The sequence below is a fragment of the Streptomyces sp. NBC_01716 genome (assembly GCF_036248275.1).
Classification (GTDB): Bacteria; Actinomycetota; Actinomycetes; order Streptomycetales; family Streptomycetaceae; genus Streptomyces.
Genome location: NZ_CP109181.1, coordinates 4,171,623 through 4,187,376, shown reverse-complemented (window position 1 = coordinate 4,187,376; position 15,754 = coordinate 4,171,623). Strand labels below are relative to the sequence as shown.

Annotated in this window: 14 protein-coding genes and 1 pseudogene; 9 read left to right on the top strand and 6 right to left on the bottom strand. The window is 70.8% G+C overall.

Features of this window, described 5'->3' with window-relative positions; genetic code table 11:
• Window positions 1-59 precede the first annotated feature (59 nt).
• Together OIE74_RS18130 and OIE74_RS18125 are read left to right on the top strand one after the other, a co-directional pair.
• Complete coding sequence (locus OIE74_RS18130) at window positions 60-1,034, top strand: helix-turn-helix domain-containing protein (protein ID WP_329384649.1); 975 nt, start codon at window positions 60-62, stop codon at window positions 1,032-1,034.
• Window positions 1,031-2,032: a threonine ammonia-lyase gene (locus tag OIE74_RS18125; RefSeq protein ID WP_443076152.1), complete on the top strand. Its 1,002-nt coding sequence runs from the start codon at window positions 1,031-1,033 to the stop codon at window positions 2,030-2,032. The genes OIE74_RS18130 and OIE74_RS18125 overlap by 4 nt, the downstream gene beginning before the upstream one ends.
• A gap of 67 nt (window positions 2,033-2,099) precedes the next feature.
• On the opposite strand, the gene OIE74_RS18120 is transcribed toward OIE74_RS18125, so the two are convergent.
• The gene (locus tag OIE74_RS18120; RefSeq protein WP_329384647.1) at window positions 2,100-2,636 is read right to left on the bottom strand and encodes a DUF4240 domain-containing protein; all 537 of its coding nucleotides are present in this window, start codon (window positions 2,634-2,636) and stop codon (window positions 2,100-2,102) included.
• A 257-nt stretch (window positions 2,637-2,893) separates the two neighbouring features.
• On the opposite strand from OIE74_RS18120, the gene OIE74_RS18115 reads away from it, so the two are divergent.
• Window positions 2,894-3,709, top strand: coding sequence for a class I SAM-dependent methyltransferase (locus tag OIE74_RS18115; protein ID WP_329384645.1), 816 nt, complete (start codon window positions 2,894-2,896; stop codon window positions 3,707-3,709).
• Between the two features lie 66 nt (window positions 3,710-3,775).
• Here the strand turns inward: OIE74_RS18115 and OIE74_RS18110 are convergent, their stop codons facing one another.
• On the bottom strand, window positions 3,776-4,486 hold the full coding sequence (locus OIE74_RS18110; RefSeq protein WP_329384643.1) for an AAA family ATPase: 711 nt from the start codon (window positions 4,484-4,486) through the stop codon (window positions 3,776-3,778).
• A gap of 85 nt (window positions 4,487-4,571) precedes the next feature.
• The gene (locus OIE74_RS18105; RefSeq protein ID WP_443076151.1) at window positions 4,572-5,843 is read right to left on the bottom strand and encodes a VWA domain-containing protein; all 1,272 of its coding nucleotides are present in this window, start codon (window positions 5,841-5,843) and stop codon (window positions 4,572-4,574) included.
• Between the two features lie 462 nt (window positions 5,844-6,305).
• Between OIE74_RS18105 and OIE74_RS18100 the strand changes: the two genes are divergently transcribed.
• The 4 genes and pseudogenes from OIE74_RS18100 to OIE74_RS18090 all read left to right on the top strand — a co-directional run bounded on the left by OIE74_RS18100 (window position 6,306) and on the right by OIE74_RS18090 (window position 10,889).
• Window positions 6,306-8,372, top strand: a complete 2,067-nt coding sequence (locus tag OIE74_RS18100) for a PhoX family protein (protein ID WP_329384640.1) — start codon at window positions 6,306-6,308, stop codon at window positions 8,370-8,372.
• Between the two features lie 410 nt (window positions 8,373-8,782).
• Window positions 8,783-9,397: pseudogene (locus OIE74_RS38645) on the top strand (ATP-binding cassette domain-containing protein); the annotation flags it as partial.
• A gap of 123 nt (window positions 9,398-9,520) precedes the next feature.
• Complete coding sequence (locus tag OIE74_RS38640) at window positions 9,521-10,456, top strand: ATP-binding cassette domain-containing protein (protein ID WP_443076361.1); 936 nt, start codon at window positions 9,521-9,523, stop codon at window positions 10,454-10,456.
• A gap of 10 nt (window positions 10,457-10,466) precedes the next feature.
• Window positions 10,467-10,889, top strand: coding sequence for an RNA-binding S4 domain-containing protein (locus OIE74_RS18090; RefSeq protein WP_329384636.1), 423 nt, complete (start codon window positions 10,467-10,469; stop codon window positions 10,887-10,889).
• Window positions 10,890-10,937: 48 nt separating this feature from the next.
• Here OIE74_RS18090 and OIE74_RS18085 read toward each other — a convergent pair whose 3' ends face one another.
• Window positions 10,938-11,513 (bottom strand): SgcJ/EcaC family oxidoreductase, encoded by a 576-nt coding sequence (locus OIE74_RS18085; protein WP_329384633.1) that lies wholly within the window; start codon window positions 11,511-11,513, stop codon window positions 10,938-10,940.
• 176 nt (window positions 11,514-11,689) lie between these two features.
• On the opposite strand from OIE74_RS18085, the gene OIE74_RS18080 reads away from it, so the two are divergent.
• Complete coding sequence (locus OIE74_RS18080) at window positions 11,690-12,088, top strand: ATP-binding protein (protein ID WP_329384631.1); 399 nt, start codon at window positions 11,690-11,692, stop codon at window positions 12,086-12,088.
• Here OIE74_RS18080 and OIE74_RS18075 read toward each other — a convergent pair.
• The gene (locus OIE74_RS18075; RefSeq protein ID WP_329384629.1) at window positions 12,082-14,061 is read right to left on the bottom strand and encodes an FUSC family protein; all 1,980 of its coding nucleotides are present in this window, start codon (window positions 14,059-14,061) and stop codon (window positions 12,082-12,084) included. The two genes, OIE74_RS18080 and OIE74_RS18075, sit on opposite strands and share 7 nt — an antisense overlap.
• A 117-nt stretch (window positions 14,062-14,178) precedes the next feature.
• Here OIE74_RS18075 and OIE74_RS18070 point away from each other — a divergent pair, with 117 nt between their 5' ends.
• The gene (locus OIE74_RS18070) at window positions 14,179-14,631 is read left to right on the top strand and encodes a hypothetical protein (RefSeq protein ID WP_329384626.1); all 453 of its coding nucleotides are present in this window, start codon (window positions 14,179-14,181) and stop codon (window positions 14,629-14,631) included.
• Between the two features lie 349 nt (window positions 14,632-14,980).
• Here OIE74_RS18070 and map read toward each other — a convergent pair whose 3' ends face one another.
• Window positions 14,981-15,748, bottom strand: a complete 768-nt coding sequence (gene map / locus OIE74_RS18065) for a type I methionyl aminopeptidase (protein WP_329384623.1) — start codon at window positions 15,746-15,748, stop codon at window positions 14,981-14,983.
• Window positions 15,749-15,754 lie beyond the last annotated feature (6 nt).

The following is a 15,754-nucleotide window of genomic DNA, read 5'->3' as shown; positions in this document are numbered from 1 at the left end:
GAACGGGCGGAGGTACTGCCGGGCCGACGCTGTGACCGGGGCGGACGGAGGTCTGCCTCATGAGCCCGGTCCTGGACACCGCGTTCGTTCCGCCGCGGGACCGGGAGGAAGTCGTCCGGCACGCGGTGTGGGAGTCCCTGGTGGCGGTCGACATCGACCACCGGCCTCCCTCCGAGGACATCTCCGTTCGCATCGGGCTCGGGGCCGTCGGTCCTCTCAGGTTCTGTTCGGCGCGGGCGTCCGCGGTCACTGTCCGTCGGACTGAGCGGCTGGCCCGGGAGGACGAGGAGCCGGCCGTCTTCCTCGGTGTTCAGATGTCGGGCACGAGCCTGGTGGCGCAGAACGGTCGGGAGTGCGTGCTGAGGCCGGGGGAACTCGCCGTCTATGAATCGACCGCTCCCTACACACTTCTCTTCGACGAGGGAGTCGACCACCACTTCCTGCGTTTTCCCCGCGCGGCACTCGCGCTTCCCGACCGGCTGCTGCGGGACACCGGCGCGGTCACGCTGGGATCGGACAACCCCATCGCGCGCCTCGCCTTCACCTACTTCTCCCAGTTGGCCGTCAGCGACGACATCCACCAGGGCGTGCACGCCGACGCCGTCGTGGAACCCAGCATCGAACTGCTCCGTGCGGTGCTGACGTCCCAGCATGGCAACTCGGTCCTGGCCACGGGCCCGTTGGAGGCGACGCTCAGCCTGCGGATCACTCAGTACGTCCGGGAGCATCTGGCCGATCCCGATCTGTCGGCGGCACGGATCGCCGCCGCGCACAGCATCTCCGTACGTCATCTCTACGCCGTACTGTCCCGGTCGGGCATCAGCCTCGGAGACTGGATCCGGACGCGCCGCCTGGCCGAATGCAAGCGAGAGCTGGCAGGCCCGAACGGGCGGCGGCGGACCATCGCGGCGACAGGGCGGAGTTGGGGTTTCGTGGACGCGACGCATTTCAGCAAGGCGTTCAAACAGACCTACGGAGTCTCGCCCCGGGCCTGGCGCGACGAGAATCACCCCCGCTCCGGTCTCGGAGCATGAGCGACATGCGCGCGGTGCGGTTGGACCTCGCGAGAATCCTTCTGGCCCGCACCCGGATCAATCCGGTGTTCCTGGACACGCCGCAGTACGAATGCGGCTCCTTGGGCGATGCGCTCGGCTGCCGCGTGATTCTGAAGGTGGAGACCCTGAATCCCGTCCGCTCGTTCAAGGGGCGCGGAACCGAGACCGTCCTCAACCGTCTTCAGGACAGAGGGACGGCCGATGCCGTCGTCTGCGCGAGCGCGGGGAACCTGGGGCAGGCGCTCGCTTTCGGCGGCGGGCTGCGCGGAATCGGGGTCACTGTCGTCGCGTCGTCGGCGGCCAACCCGCTGAAGATCGAGCGAATGAGAACGCTCGGCGCGAACGTGATCCTGGTCGACGGGGGGATCGAGCAGGCACTCGAAGCCGCCGCGCGGCATGCCGCCGAGGCCGGCGCGTTCCTGGTCGAGGACAGCAAGGACCTTGATACGTGCGAGGGAGCGGCCACGATCGGGGTCGAGCTCTCGGAGTTGCCCGGTGAACTCGACGCGGTGGTGGTGTCGTTGGGCGCCGGCGCGATGGCATCGGGTGTGGGCTACGCGCTGAGGAGTCTGCGCGGGGGCACGGAGATCATCTGTGTCCAGCCCGAGAACGCCCCGGCGATGACGCTGGCATTGCGCGCGGGCCGGCCGATCGAGGTCGGGGCTCCGAACACGATCGCCGACGGGGTCGCGGGCCGCTATGTCCTCCCGGAGGTGCTCAAGGACCTCGCCTCGGTCGTGGACGACGCGGTGCTGGTGACGGAGGACGCCATCATCGAAGCGATGCGACTCCTCCACGTGCACGCGGGGCTGGTGGTCGAGCCGGCCGGGGCGCTGGGGGGCGCGTCGATCCTGGAGGGCGGCGGCCGGTTCGACGGCAGGACGGTCGCGACGATTCTGTGCGGGAGCAACGTGACCCCGACGGATTTCGACCGGTGGACGCGGGTTGTGTCTGTAGGGCCCGGGCCAAGGCCCTAGGGCGTGTTTTAGAAGTAGCGTCGTCCGCCCATCGGGCGGGGGCCAGACGGGACTTCTAAAACACGCCCTAGTCCAGGTAGAGCGCCGACAGGCCAGGCAGACGGTGGCGCATTTCGGCGCGGTCGTCGAAGTCGAAGTTCCAGGCCGGGTCCAGTTCCTCGTGCCGGATGGTGAACGAATCGGCGGGGAGTTCTTCGCCCGTGACCTTGAGATGGGCGTTCCAGCTGATGCTCAGTACCGACTCGCACTCGAATTCCAGGCCGTTCGTCGACGCCGCCCGTACCACGGGCAGTTCCGCGAGGGTGTCCGGAGCGGCGACCACCCGTGCGTAGACCTCCTCGCCCTGTGACAGCAACCAGCCCCGGAAGTAGTCGAATCCGTCGTCGGAGCATCCGCCGTTGATCAGGTACGCCGCCGCCCACAGGGGGTTCGTGTACGAGTCGGCCAGCACGTCCCACAGGGTCTGCTGCGCCGCGACTATCTCCTCGACCGGGCGCGCCGCGAGGAGTTCGCTCGCGCGGTCGGCGACGGCCTCCCCGTCCTCGGGGTCCGGCACCTGCTCGCGGGCGGCCTCAATCAGCTGCCAGAACTGCTGCTTGTTCATAGGGGCAGAGCATGCCACCCGGCACTGACAACCGGCCTCAGTCGGGGATGTGCCGCAAGTACAGCCGTGGGTCCGTCAGATAGCGGCGCCAGTGGTCCTGCCGGAACGCCGCCAGGAAGAGGTGCTTTCCGCGTCGCGGGCGAAGCCGGCCGGCACGCCGACTTCCAGCGAGGGGTGTCGGGTGGTCAGGCGGGCGGACGCGCGGTGTCCGGTAAACCTGGTTGATCACTACGTGAGGTGGTCTCTAGCATGCGGGCATGCGCGACGACAAGCCTGATGAGACGCGCCGTAGCCATCTGAGCCGGACGTTCGACGAGGACGCTGAACTCTACGACCGGGCCAGGCCCGGGTATCCGCCGGAGCTGTTCGACGATCTCGACGCGTTGGCCGGTACCGGGCCCGGCCGTCGCGTTCTGGAGGTGGGCGCGGGCACCGGGAAGGCGACCGTGCCGCTCGCGGAGCGCGGTTGCCGGATCACCGCGGTCGAACTGGGCGCGAACATGGCGGCCGTCGCCCGGCGGAACCTGGCCCGGTTCGGGTCGGTCGAGGTCGTGACGGCGGACTTCGAGACGTGGCCGCTGCCGCTGGAGCCGTTCGACGCGATCGTCTCGGCGACGGCGTTCCACTGGATCGATCCGGCGGTCCGGATGGTGAGAGCCGCCGACGCGCTGCGGGCCGGCGGCGCGCTCGCGGTGGTCGCCACACAGCATGTGGCGGGCGGCAGCGAGCGGTTCTTCGTCGATGTCCAGGCCTGCTACGAGCGTTTCGACCCTGCCACGCCTCCGGGGCTGCGGCCCGCCGCCGCGGATGATGTCGACACCTTGGACCACGAGGACGAGGTCGCACACAGCGGCCGGTTCGGCCCTGTCGTCGTCCGGCGTTACGAATGGGACCTGGCGTACACGACGGCTGAGTACCTGGACGTACTGCGGACCTACTCCGGCCACCGGGCACTGCCGCCGGAGGCCCGGGAGGGGCTGCTGGGATGCGTCGCGGGACTGATCGACGGACGGTACGGAGGCCGGATCACCAAGCGGTACCTCACGGAACTACGGGTGTCGCGAACGCTGTGAGGGCGGCCCTCCACTCGTCGCGGTGGATCCGGCACCGGAGCGGCTGAACGTCCTGATCCCGGCCCGTCAGTCGAGGATGTGCCGCAAGTACCGCCGTGGGTCGGTCAGATAGCGGCGCCAGTGGTCGACCAGGGCCAGGTCGTCCCACGTCGTGCGGCGCAGGCCGTGGTCGCCGACCTCGATGATGTCCGCGTTCGGGAGCGCCGTCAGCAGCGGGGAGTGCGTGGCGCAGATGACCTGGCCGCCGTTCTTCGCCAACTGGTCGATGTGGCCCATGAGTTCGAGGCAGGACTGGAACGAGAGCGCCGCCTCCGGCTCGTCCATCACATAGAGGCCCGGCCGTTGGAACTTCTCCCGGAACACCGCCAGGAAGCCTTCACCATGGCTCGCCGACTCCGGGTCGAAGCTCTCGCGCTTCAGCGCGTCCATCGCGGTCTCCGCGCGCAGGAAGAACCCCTGCCGTGCCGACCAGTTGCTCAGCATGCGTCTGCCGCGGCCCGACGCCGCGTCGAAGCGGATCCGTTCGCCGAGCTGCGACTTGGGGCGTGGACCGACGTAACGCCATTCGTGCGAGCTGCCCCACGAGTCGAGGCCGAAACCCTCCGCGAGGGCCTCCACCAGCGTCGACTTGCCGGAGCCGTTCTCGCCGACGAGGAAGGTCACCGGCGCGGTGAACCGCAGCCCGTTCGCGAGCAGTTCGGCGACGCACGGCACCGACCAGGGCCAGTCAGCCGCGTCGTCCAGGGGCTTGGAGGCGTACGCACGTTCGACAATCACCTCTCGACCCTCTCACAGCGCACAAGAACGAGACGCGCCCTCCGTCGTATTGCGGAGGGCGCGTCTCGTAGAGCCTCAGCTGCGATCAGGCCTTGTGGGACGACCACCAGGCGGGGACCGCCGCGAGCAGATTGCCGAACACCTCCGCGTCCGGGAGGTCCTTCGGTGTCGGGCCCGCGTGGAAGAACGCCACGTTCGCGGCCTTCTCGTCCGCGCCGAGCTTCCGCGCGAAGTCGAAGCCCTTCGCCTTGTGCTCGCCGAACGCCACGATCTGCCAGAACAGCGGCAGCTTCGCCGCCTCCGCGAACGCCTTCTCCGCCGCCTGCTTGGCCTCCGGCGCGCCGTCCGTCTGGAAGATCACCAGCGCCGGGCCGGGGTTGCCCGCCTTCTCGTGCAGGGCGACGACCTCTTCCACCGCGCGGTGGTAGTTCGTCCGGCCCATGTGGCCGAGCCCGGCGTGCAGTTCGTCCACCCGGTTCTCGTACGAGGTGAGGGAGACCTCCCCCGTACCGTCGATGTCCGTCGAGAAGAAGACGACCTGCACGGTCGCCTTCTCGTCCAGGTGCGCGGCGAGCGCGACCGCCTGCTCGCCGAGGCGCTGGGCGCTGCCGTCCTTGAAGAACGGGCGCATGGAGCCCGAACGGTCGAGCACGAGGTAGACCGTCGCGCGCTCGCCGTCCAGACCGGCGCCCTTGAGCGCGGCGCCCGCCGCCTTGTACGAGTCGACGAGGCCCGGCGCGTGGGTCTTGACCCTCGCGAGGGAGTACGCCGGCTTGCCCGCCTCCTTGGGGGCCGCGGGCGCGGGGGTGGGGGCGGCCTCCGGCTCCGGGGCCGGCTCGGCGACGGCGACGGGCTCGGGGTCCGGTACGACGACCGGCTCGGGCTCGGGGTCCGGTACGACCTCGGCCACCGGCTCGGGCTCGGGTACGACCTCCGCGACGGGCTCGGGGTCCGGTACGACCTCGGCCACCGGCTCGGGGTCCGGTACGACGACCGGCTCGGGCTCGGGTTCCGGCTCCGGTACGACCTCCGCCACCGGCTCCGGCTCCCGCACGACAACAGGCTCCGGTTCCGGCGCGGGCTCGGGCTCCGCCGCCTTCACCGGTTCCGGTGTCGACTGGGCCTGCGCCGGGACCGTCGGGGTCTTCGGCTCCTCGCGCTTCGTCTGGGCCGGGACGCTCGCCTCCGGCGTCGACGGCGCCGACGTACGCGGGTTGTCGAAGGCCGCGGCGACCAGGTCCTCGGCCTTCTCCGCCTCCGCCCGCTTCTCGGTCTCGGTCTTCGTCGTCTTCGTCGTGGACTTCTCCGCCGTCACCTTCTCCGCGGCGGGTGACGGCTCCTTCGCCGGTGCCGGCACAGTGGCCGACGTAGTCGTCGTTGGCTGCGAAGGCTCTGGCTCATGCGTGCGTTCGGTCTGGGCCGGTACCGACGTGGCCGCCGACTCGTCACGCTCCGCACGCTCGCGTCCAAACACCTTGCGCAGCAAGCTCCGAATGCCCATGGGCGAGCCTTTCAGAAGAGTTGGGTGCGGCATATATCCGTACTGGAAACAGGGGATTCGGGGACATGCCCCGACCTAAACTCGGCATCCCTGGCCACGGCGGATACGTAAGGTTAGCGGCCACCCGGCGTCGGCTCCGGCAGGGGCGCCCCGGGACCTGGAATGTGCCCCCTGCGGATGCCCGGTCGACGCGCATTCATTCCGCGTTCACCTTGCGGTCGGAGAACCGGGTGCCTACGCGCATAGCGTCACCGCCGTACATATCCCGACACATTGTCGGCGCAGGCCGCGCCGAGCAAGGCCCACCGGAGGGGACAAGTGCGCAAACTGCTGCCGCTGCTCAACTCGCACCCGGGCGGACGTTCCGCCATGACCTGCCGTTTCCGCTGCGGCGACGCGTGCTTCCACGAGACGCCCAACACGAGTGAGAACGAGTACTCCGGCGACATCATCGCCACCGCGCTCTCCCGCAGGTCCATCATGCGCACCGCCGCCGTGGTGACCGTCGCCGCCACCGCGGGCACCGCCTTCGTCGCGGGCTCCGGCAACACCCCCGCCTCGGCGACCCCCCTCGCCGGGGGCGACAACGGCCACGGCAAGGGCGGCAAGAAGCCCGACGGGGCGCGTGGCCTGCGCTTCACGCCGGTCGCGCCCAACACCGCCGACAAGGTGACCGTCCCCGACGGCTACACCCAGAACATCGTCGTCCGCTGGGGCGACCCGATCCTGCGCGGCGCCCCCGAGTTCAACCCGGACAAGCAGACCGCCAAGGTGCAGGCCGGCCAGTTCGGCTACAACAACGACTTCCTGAGCCTGCTGCCGCTCAAGAGCGAGCGCGGCAAGCAGCTCCTCGTGGCCAACCACGAGTACACGGACGAAATCCTGATGTTCAAGGATTACGACGCCGCCAACCCCACCCGCGAGCAGGTCGAGATCGCCTGGGCCGCGCACGGTCTGTCGGTCGTCGTGGTGGACGAGCAGCCCCGCAGCGGAAAGCTGACCGTCGTTCCGCGCCACGAGCTGAACCGCCGGATCACGGTCAAGACCGAGTTCCGCCTCACCGGCCCGGCCGCGGGCTCCGAGCTGCTGCGCACCTCGGAGGACCGCTCGGGCAAGAAGGTCTACGGCACGCTGAACAACTGCGCAGGTGGCACCACCCCGTGGGGCACGATCCTGTCGGGCGAGGAGAACTTCAACCAGTACTTCGCCAACGGATCGAGCGCCACCGACAAGCGCTACGGCATCGGCACCGCCGCCACCGAGCGCAAGTGGGAGCAGTTCGACAAGCGCTTCGACCTGAAGCAGGAGCCCAACGAGGCGCACCGCTTCGGCTGGGTCGTCGAACTGGACCCGTACGACCCCGACTCCACGCCGCGCAAGCGCACCGCGCTCGGCCGCTTCAAGCACGAGGCCGCGCAGCCGCGCCTCACCTCCGACGGCCGCGCGGTCGTCTACATGGGCGACGACGAGAAGTTCGACTACTTCTACAAGTTCGTGTCGTCCAAGTCGATGAAGAAGGGCAACAGCCGCGCCGCCCGCGACCACAACCTCACGCTGCTGGACGAGGGCACGCTGTACGTCGCGAAGCTGACCGGCGACAGCCCGGTCGAGGACGTCGACGGCAGCGGAAAGCTGCCCAAGGACGGCGAGTTCGACGGCTCCGGCGTGTGGATCCCGCTCGCCACCGGCGATGTCTCGCACGTGCCCGGCATGACCGCCGACGAGGTGTACGTCTTCACGCGCCTGGCCGGTGACAAGGTCGGCGCCACCAAGATGGACCGCCCCGAGGACGTCGAGCCCTCGCCGCGCACCGGCCGTGTGTACGTCGCGCTGACGAACAACAGCGACCGCGGCGCCGCGGGCAAGGCCGCGGCGGACGAGGCCAACCCGCGCAAGGCCAACAAGCACGGTCACATCCTGGAGCTCGCCGAGAACTGGGACGACCCGGCCGGTGACGGCTTCGCCTGGCGGCTGTTCCTGGTCGCGGGCGACCCGAAGGACCCGGCGACCTACTTCGCGGGGTACCCGAAGGACAAGGTCAGCCAGATCTCCTGCCCGGACAACGTGGCGTTCGACCCGCACGGCAATCTGTGGATCTCCACGGACGGTGCCCAACTCGGTTCGCACGACGGCCTGTTCGGTGTGGCGACGCAGGGCGAGCGGCGCGGTGAGCTGAAGCAGTTCCTCACCGTTCCGAACGGCGCGGAGACCTGTGGCCCGATCATCCAGGACCGGCGCGTGCTGGTCGCGGTGCAGCACCCGGGCGAGCTCGACGGCGCGACGGTCGACAACCCGCTCAGCGCGTGGCCCGACGGGCGCGGCAAGATGGTCCGCCCGGCGGTCGTGGCCGTCTGGCGCAAGGACGGCGACGACATCGGCGTCTGAGACGCCCTCGTCAGTCCTGGATGAGCACGTGAACAGTCGCCGGGCGGGCCGGATCTCCGGACCGTCCGGCGACTTTCTTGTGCGGGACGCGTTCGTGCGGGCGAGGTCACGCCGGCGGGCAGCGGGAGGGACGAAAGGCCTTTGCCTCCGCCGCCCGGGTCGCCTATCGTTCACCGCGTCCTTGTTGTCTCCGATAGAGGTGGACGTTGCGCATCTGAGGTTCGCGATCATCACGCCGTACGGCTCCTGGCTCACGCCTCCGCCCGTACGCCCCGCGTGGCTGCGACCTTGATGCATGTGCCGTCCCTGAACTCTCGGACAGCCGCGTCCTTCCCTGGGCCAAGGCCCTGTCGCCGCGTGGTGCTCGCATACGACGCCCCCATCCCACCGCGCCGACGAGGACCACGACGATGTCCACCCCCAGCACCACCCCCAGCGCCTCCCTGACCTGCTCCGCGCTCTCCTTCCGGTGGGCGGACGGCACCCCCGTCTTCGACGGGCTCTCCCTGAGCATCGGCCGGGGCCGCACCGGACTCGTCGGTGCCAACGGCGCCGGCAAGACCACGCTCCTGCACCTGCTCGCGGGCGAGCTGCGCCCCTCCGGCGGCTCGGTCACGGTGGGCGGCAGCCTCGCGTACCTGCCGCAGAACATCACTCTCGACACCGCCCTCCGTGTCGACCAGGCGCTCGGCATCGCCGAGCGGCGCGCCGCGGTGCGCGCCATCGAGGACGGAGACGTACGCGAGGAGCACTTCGAGACGGTCGGCGAGGACTGGGACGTCGAGGAACGCGCCGTCGCCATGCTCGGCTCGCTCGGCCTCGGCGGCATCGACCTCGACCGCACCGTCGGCGAGATCTCCGGCGGCGAGACGGTCCTGCTGCGCCTGGCCGCACTGCTCCTGGAGCGTCCCGACGTGCTCCTGCTGGACGAGCCGACGAACAACCTCGACCTGCCCGCCCGCCACCGGCTCTACGAAGCCGTCGACTCCTGGCGCTCCGGCGTGCTCGTCGTGGTGAGCCACGACCGTGAGCTGCTGGAACGCGTCGACCGGATCGCGGAGCTGCGGGCCGGCTCCGTGAACTGGTACGGCGGCGGCTGGTCCGCGTACGAGGAGGCGCTCGCCACCGAGCAGGAGGCGGCGGGCCGCATGCTGCGCTCGGCGGAAGCCGACGTACGGCGCCAGAAGCGCGAACTGGAGGAGACGCAGATCAAGAACGCCCGCAGGCAGCGCCACGACAAGAAGCTCAACGCCCAGCGCAAGGCGCCCCGGATCGTCGCGGGGATGCGCAAACGGTCCGCGCAGGAGTCGGCGGACAAGTCGCGGGTCCTCCAGGAGGAGCGCCTGAGCGGCGCGCGCGAGCGGCGCGAGGAGGCGGCGGAGGCGATCCGCGACGACGCCGAGATCCGGGTGAGCCTGCCGAGGACCGCGGTGCCCGCGGGCCGTACGGTGCTGACTCTCGACGCGGTACGGCCCCGCTTCGGGCGGCTGCGGGAAGGGACGCTCGACGTACGCGGCCCCGAACGGATCGCGCTCGTCGGACGCAACGGATCCGGCAAGACGACCCTGCTGCGCACGCTCACCGGGGAACTCGCGCCGCTGTCGGGCGAGGCCAGGACCTTCGTACCCGCGCGGTTCCTGCCGCAGCGCCTCGATGTCCTCGACCCGGCGCTGAGCATCGCGGCGAACGTCGCGCGCCTGGCGCCCGGCACCACCGACAACCACATCCGCTCGCAGCTCGCGCGCTTCCTCTTCAAGGGGGCGCGGGCCGAACAGCTCGCCGGGACGCTCTCGGGCGGCGAACGCTTCCGCGCGGCGCTGGCCGCGATGCTGCTCGCCGCGCCCGCCCCGCAACTGCTGATGCTGGACGAGCCGACGAACAGCCTGGACATCGCGAGCGTGCGGCAGTTGACGGGCGCGCTGGAGTCGTACGAGGGCGCGCTGCTGATCGCGAGCCACGACCTGCCGTTCCTCGAATCGGTGGGGATCACGCGCTGGCTGGTGGTCGGGGAGGAACTCACGGAGACGTCCGAGGACGAGGTGCTGGACGCGCTTTCCCCCGGCGATGCGGAGGACACGCCGTAAGCTCGGGGGCATGGCTGCTGCTGAAGCTCACGGCGGGAACGGGTCCGGAGCGGGGTCCGGGACCGGGGACCAGGGCACCGTCCGCGCCGACGTCTGGATCTGGTCGGTGCGGCTGACCAAGACGCGCTCGCAGGCGGCGTCCGCGTGCCGCGCGGGCCACGTCAGGGTCAACGGTGAGCGGGTGAAGCCCGCGTCTCCGGTCAAGCCGGGCGACGAGATCCGCGTCCGCCACGCGGAGCGCCAGCGGATCGTCGTGCTCACCCGTGTCGTACGGAAACGGGTGGGCGCGCCGGTGGCCGTCCAGTGCTACGAGGACCACAGCCCGCCGCCCCCGCCCCGCGAGTTCGCGGGCCCGGTCGCGGTCCGCGAACGTGGCGCGGGCCGCCCGACGAAGCGGGAGCGGCGCGTGCTGGACGAGCTCCAGGGGCACTAGGGCCTGTCGTTTGGATCTAGGACCTGATCGAAAAGACACGCCCCGGGTCTACGCGCCCTGCGGGGTGTAGGCGCCGGCGGGGAGGCCGACCTGGCGCAGGACGTCGGCGAGGTTGTAGTAGTCGCTGGTCCTCTTGATCCTGCCGTTCCTCAGCTCCATGACGGTGGTGGCGGGCACGGCGAAGGACTTGCCGGTCGAGGGAAGGTCCGGGGCGAAGGCCCCGGTGTCCGTACCGGAGAAGACCCACCGGATCGAGACACGGTCACCTGTGCGGAAGGCGTCGGTGACGGTCACCTTGGCGTCGCGGATGCTCTGGTGCGTGAGTGACACCCACATCGCCACACCTTCCTTGCCGTGGAAAGCGCCTTGGAAGGCGAAGTCCTCGTACGTCCCGTCCTTGGTGAAGAGAGATGCCATCTTCTGCGGGTCGGCGTCGTTCCACGCGGACGCCCACTGCTGAGCGATGCGCGGGACGCGGTCGTGGTGACCGGCGTCGTAGGCGGCCGAGATGGTGGGCGCGGAGCCGGTGGACGCGGCGGCCGGGGCTCCCGCGGTGAGCGTTCCCATGGCGGCGAGGGCAAGGAGGGCGGTGGCTGCGGAGAGGGCGGCGCGACGAGCAAGCATGATGATTCCTATCTCGGGTTCGGCTCGTTAACTTACGACCGTAACCTTACTCATGGAAGCTCTCGCGTGTAAAGGTCGCTGCCCTGGGGTGGGTTCGAGGGGGTGCGCTCCAATACCGGAGAGTCACCTTTCGTGCACGGAAAGTAAAAGCCGTTCACATGGGGAAGGTCATCTCCATGAACCGCGACTGTGACCAGCACATGAAGCTCCGGCTCCCCCGCCACCCCCGCAGTGTCGGCCGTGCCAGGGAGGCCCTGCTGGAGCGGCTGAGCCTGGCGGGTGAGCTCGGGGACACCGCGGCGCTGCTGCTGTCGGAGCTGGTCACCAACGCGTTGCGGCACGGGTCGCCGCCGGGGCGGGAGATCCATGTGACCGTGAGCAGGGGCGACGGGCTGCTGCGGCTGGAGGTCGAGGACGCGGGCGAGGCGCTGCCCCATCCCCGTACCCCTGACCTGGTCGACGAGTGCGGGCGCGGGCTCGCGCTGGTCGCTGCGCTCGCGGACGACTGGGGGGTGGCGGGGCGGGAGGGGCCGGGGAAGCGGGTCTGGGTGACGCTCAAGGCGCCGGACTACTGAACGCGCTGCGAGGTGATCGCCTGCGCCGACCTGAGTTCCTGCCGCAGCGGCGCCAGCACCCCCTCGTCCTCCTCCGCCGACCACCCCTTCCTCACGTCCACCAGGACGACGCTGGAGCGCACCCGCGTCGCCAGCTCCCTCAACTGCCTCTCCGCGTCCGCGATCTCGGCCGCGCCGGGTGGCGCTGCCCCGTGGTTGACGCGTACCCGCGCCGCCGTCGTGGCGTCGATGATCCGCTCCAGCGCGACGACCAGCGGCCACCAGGCCGCGGCGCGTGTGCCGGTCGGCGGGGGCTCGGTGAGCGCGCGCTGGAACTCGGTGCGTACGACGGACAGATCGCGGTAGATCGTCCGCCGCCGGCGCACCCGCTCGGCCTGGTTCGCCGCCGCTTCCGCGGCGGTGAGGCCGTCGGCAGGGCCGAACGCGTACGTCAGATAGTCCGCCGTGTCGTCGACGGCGTCCGCCAGCCGGTCCCCGATCCGTGTGTGCCAGCTCTCCGGCCAGAGCAGATAGCCCGCGATCAGCGCGATCGCGCAGCCGATGAGACTGTCCACGAGACGCGGTACGACCAGCGCGAACCCCTCGTGGTTGAGCACGTCCGACAGCAGCAGGATCACCGGCGTGATGGCCGCCGTCTGGAAGCCGTAGCTCTTCGCGGAGACGGCCGGGATGCACGCGGCCAGCACCAGCATGACCGGCACGTCCCACCAGCCGCGCGGTACGTGCGACAGCACGGCCGCGGCGACGACGAGACCGGCCGCCGTACCGAGCGCGCGCAGGACGCCGCGCGAGAACACCGAGCCGAAGTCGGGTTTGAGGACGAAGGTGACGGTGAGGGCGACCCAGTACGAGCGCGGCACGTCGATCACCGAGACCAGGGACTGCGCGAGACCGATGCAGAGCGCGAGGCGCAGCCCGTAGCGCCAGGACGACTCGCTGAACAGCACGTCGCGCCCGGCGTGCCTGATCCGGACGCGGAGCGCGGCGGGGCGGCCGAGGCGGTCGTCCACGTTGTACGGGTCGGGGTCGGCCTTGTGCACGACCGAGGCGGCGTGCCGCAGCGCGACGTCGACGGCCCGCTCGGACGGGGTGCCGGGCGCGGGCAGGTCGGCGCCCGCGTCGGCGCCGTCGACCCGGCCCTCGTCGATCGCGCGCGCCAACTCCCGTACGAGGGCCGGGATCTCGTCGGGCAGCGGGCGGCGCCGCAGATGCGCGGCGGGCGCCGCCTCGACGAGCGGGATGAGCACGTTGAGCTGTGAGAGCAGCCGTACGAGGGGGCCGCGCCTGCCGTGGTCGCGGGCGCGGCGGGCGAGGATGAGGTCGTACGCCTTGTTCAGCGCCTCGGTGACGGCCTGCCGCCTCACCTCGTAGTCGCCGTCCTCGCGGGCCGCGGATTCCAGCAGGTCGGCCAAGGCGCGGTAGGCGTCGGCGACGGCGGTCCGTTCGGCGACGCGGCCACGGAAGGGCCAGCCGAGCAGGGACAGCGCGAGCACGAGGAGGCCGCCGGAGCCGAGCAGGAGCGGGGCCAGCCACCACGGCTCGGGCATCTGGAGACCGGCGCCGACGACGGCGTTGAGGAGCAGGAGCAGCCCGGAGACCGAGGCCACCGCGCCGATCGAGGAGATCATCCCGGAGACGAGCGCGACGAGGGTCAGCGCGGCGACGGCGACCCAGCCCTGGTCGAAGACGAGCGTGCCGAGGGTCACGCCGATCGCGCCGAAGAGCTGGGGGACGGCGATGTTCAGTATCCGCAGCCGGTAGGCGTCGGCGGTGTCGCTGATCACGCCGGACAGGGCGCCCATGGAGGCGAGCGCGCCGTAGGTGGGCCGGTCGCAGGCGAGCCCGACGGCGAGCGGCGCGGCGAGCGCGACGCCGGCGCGGACGACCGCCGACCACGGGATGGGGGCGGGCTTCGGGCGCAGACCGCTGAGCAGCCACTCGGGAGGCGTGAGTCCGGGGCGGGGAGAGATCACGGTGGCCACAGTGACGTATGAGGGGGCGGGCTGTCAGCAGAGGGCGGGGGTACGAGTTGCCGGGCGGCGTCGGCGGGTGTGCTCTGGAAGAGGGACGAGCGGGAGGAGTTCTCTGCCATGGCCACACACGCACCGACGTCCGCGAGCAGGTCGCCAGGGCCTCGGCACGCGCGCCCCTCGCGCCTCTCGCGTCTCTCGCGCTTCTCCGGCGGGGGGCGGCCGCGCATCCCCCTCCACACCGTGGCGGTCCCGGTCACGCTCGGCATCGTCTACGGCATCTGGGCACCGTTCATCCAGCGCCGCGGCGAACCGCTCAACGCCCTCCAGATCACCCTCGGCGTGGTCTCCGGCCTCTCGGTGGCCCTGCTTGTCTTCATCCTGCTGCGGCTTCCCAAGACGCTGGCGACGGAGATACGGGCGGGGGCGTTCGGCGTGGTGGCCGGCATGTCCCTGGGCTTTCTCTACAGCCTCTCGTACGCGAGCGTCTTCCGGTCGTCCGGGATCGGGCTGACGGTGGGGGCGGCGACGGCGATAGCGGCCTTCTACTACTTCCACACGCGGGAGCCCTGAGTGACGGAAGGAACGCAGGGAACGCAGGGAACGGAAGCGAACGGAAGGCGCGGAAGGAACGGAGGAGTACGGCTTCCTGGTGCACCTTCGAGGCGCCGATCGACCGCCCCGGCGAGTACGGCGTCCGCATCTGGGTCGAACACCTCGGCCGCACCTCGCTCAGGTACAGCTTCGGCATCCGCTCCCGGGACGGCGGGCCGCCGACGTACGCCCACGGCAACCGCACGCTGATCCGCCTGGACCCGGCGACGAGGCGCCCGTCGGAGTGGAGCGAGAAGGCACGGGAACTGGTCGCGGAACAGGTCCGCCCGGCGGACTGACTCCGGGTCGACTCCGGGCCGACTCCGGGTCAGGGGAGGGTCAGGATGCGGGGGCCCTGGGCGGTGATGGCGACCGTGTGTTCGATGTGGGCGGACTGACTGCCGTCGATGCTGCGCAGGGTCCAGCCGTCGTTGTCGGTGCGATAGACGTTCTGGCCGCCGGCCATGAGCATGGGCTCGATGGCGAGAACCAGGCCGTGGCGGAGGGGGAAACCGCGACCGGGGCGGCCACGGTTGGGGAGATGGGGATCCTCGTGCATGCTGCGGCCGATGCCGTGCCCGCCGAAGTCGGCGGGCATGCCGCATGCCGCCTTGCGGGCGACGGTGTCGATGGCGTGGGAGATGTCGCCGAGGCGGTTGCCGACCAGAGCGGCGGCGATACCGGCGTCCAGTGCCTGCTGGGTGGCCTCGATCAGGTCGAGGTCCGCGGGGCGTGGAGTTCCCACGATGAAGCTGATGGCCGCGTCGCCGGCCCAGCCGTCGAGCAGCGCGCCGCAGTCGATGCTCACCAGATCGCCGTCGCGCAGGCGGTAGCCGGTGGGGATGCCGTGCGCCACGGCGTCGTTGATGGAGGTGCAGATCACGGCGGGGAACGGGACGGGGGCGAAGGACGGCCGGTACCCGAGGAACGGCGAACCGGCCCCCGCCTCGTCCAGCACCGTGCGGGCGGCCTCGTCGAGCTCCTTCAGGGACACCCCGATACCGGCCGCTTTCCGCGCCGCGGCCAGCGCGCGGGCCACCACCCGCCCGGCTTCCCGCATCGCGTCCAACGCGGCGTCGGTCTTGATCTCCACCATGTGTGA

Coding starts and splice junctions, on each gene's coding strand:
- map (WP_329384623.1), bottom strand. CDS start 15,748: ATGGTGGAGATCAAGACCGACGCCGCGTTGGACGCGATGCGGGAAGCC.
- OIE74_RS18120 (WP_329384647.1), bottom strand. CDS start 2,636: ATGAACAAGCAGCAGTTCTGGCAGCTGATTGAGGCCGCCCGCGAGCAG.
- OIE74_RS18115 (WP_329384645.1), top strand. CDS start 2,894: ATGCGCGACGACAAGCCTGATGAGACGCGCCGTAGCCATCTGAGCCGG.
- OIE74_RS18090 (WP_329384636.1), top strand. CDS start 10,467: ATGGCTGCTGCTGAAGCTCACGGCGGGAACGGGTCCGGAGCGGGGTCC.
- OIE74_RS18125 (WP_443076152.1), top strand. CDS start 1,031: ATGAGCGACATGCGCGCGGTGCGGTTGGACCTCGCGAGAATCCTTCTG.
- OIE74_RS18070 (WP_329384626.1), top strand. CDS start 14,179: ATGGCCACACACGCACCGACGTCCGCGAGCAGGTCGCCAGGGCCTCGG.
- OIE74_RS18085 (WP_329384633.1), bottom strand. CDS start 11,513: ATGCTTGCTCGTCGCGCCGCCCTCTCCGCAGCCACCGCCCTCCTTGCC.
- OIE74_RS18130 (WP_329384649.1), top strand. CDS start 60: ATGAGCCCGGTCCTGGACACCGCGTTCGTTCCGCCGCGGGACCGGGAG.
- OIE74_RS18080 (WP_329384631.1), top strand. CDS start 11,690: ATGAACCGCGACTGTGACCAGCACATGAAGCTCCGGCTCCCCCGCCAC.
- OIE74_RS38640 (WP_443076361.1), top strand. CDS start 9,521: ATGCTGCGCTCGGCGGAAGCCGACGTACGGCGCCAGAAGCGCGAACTG.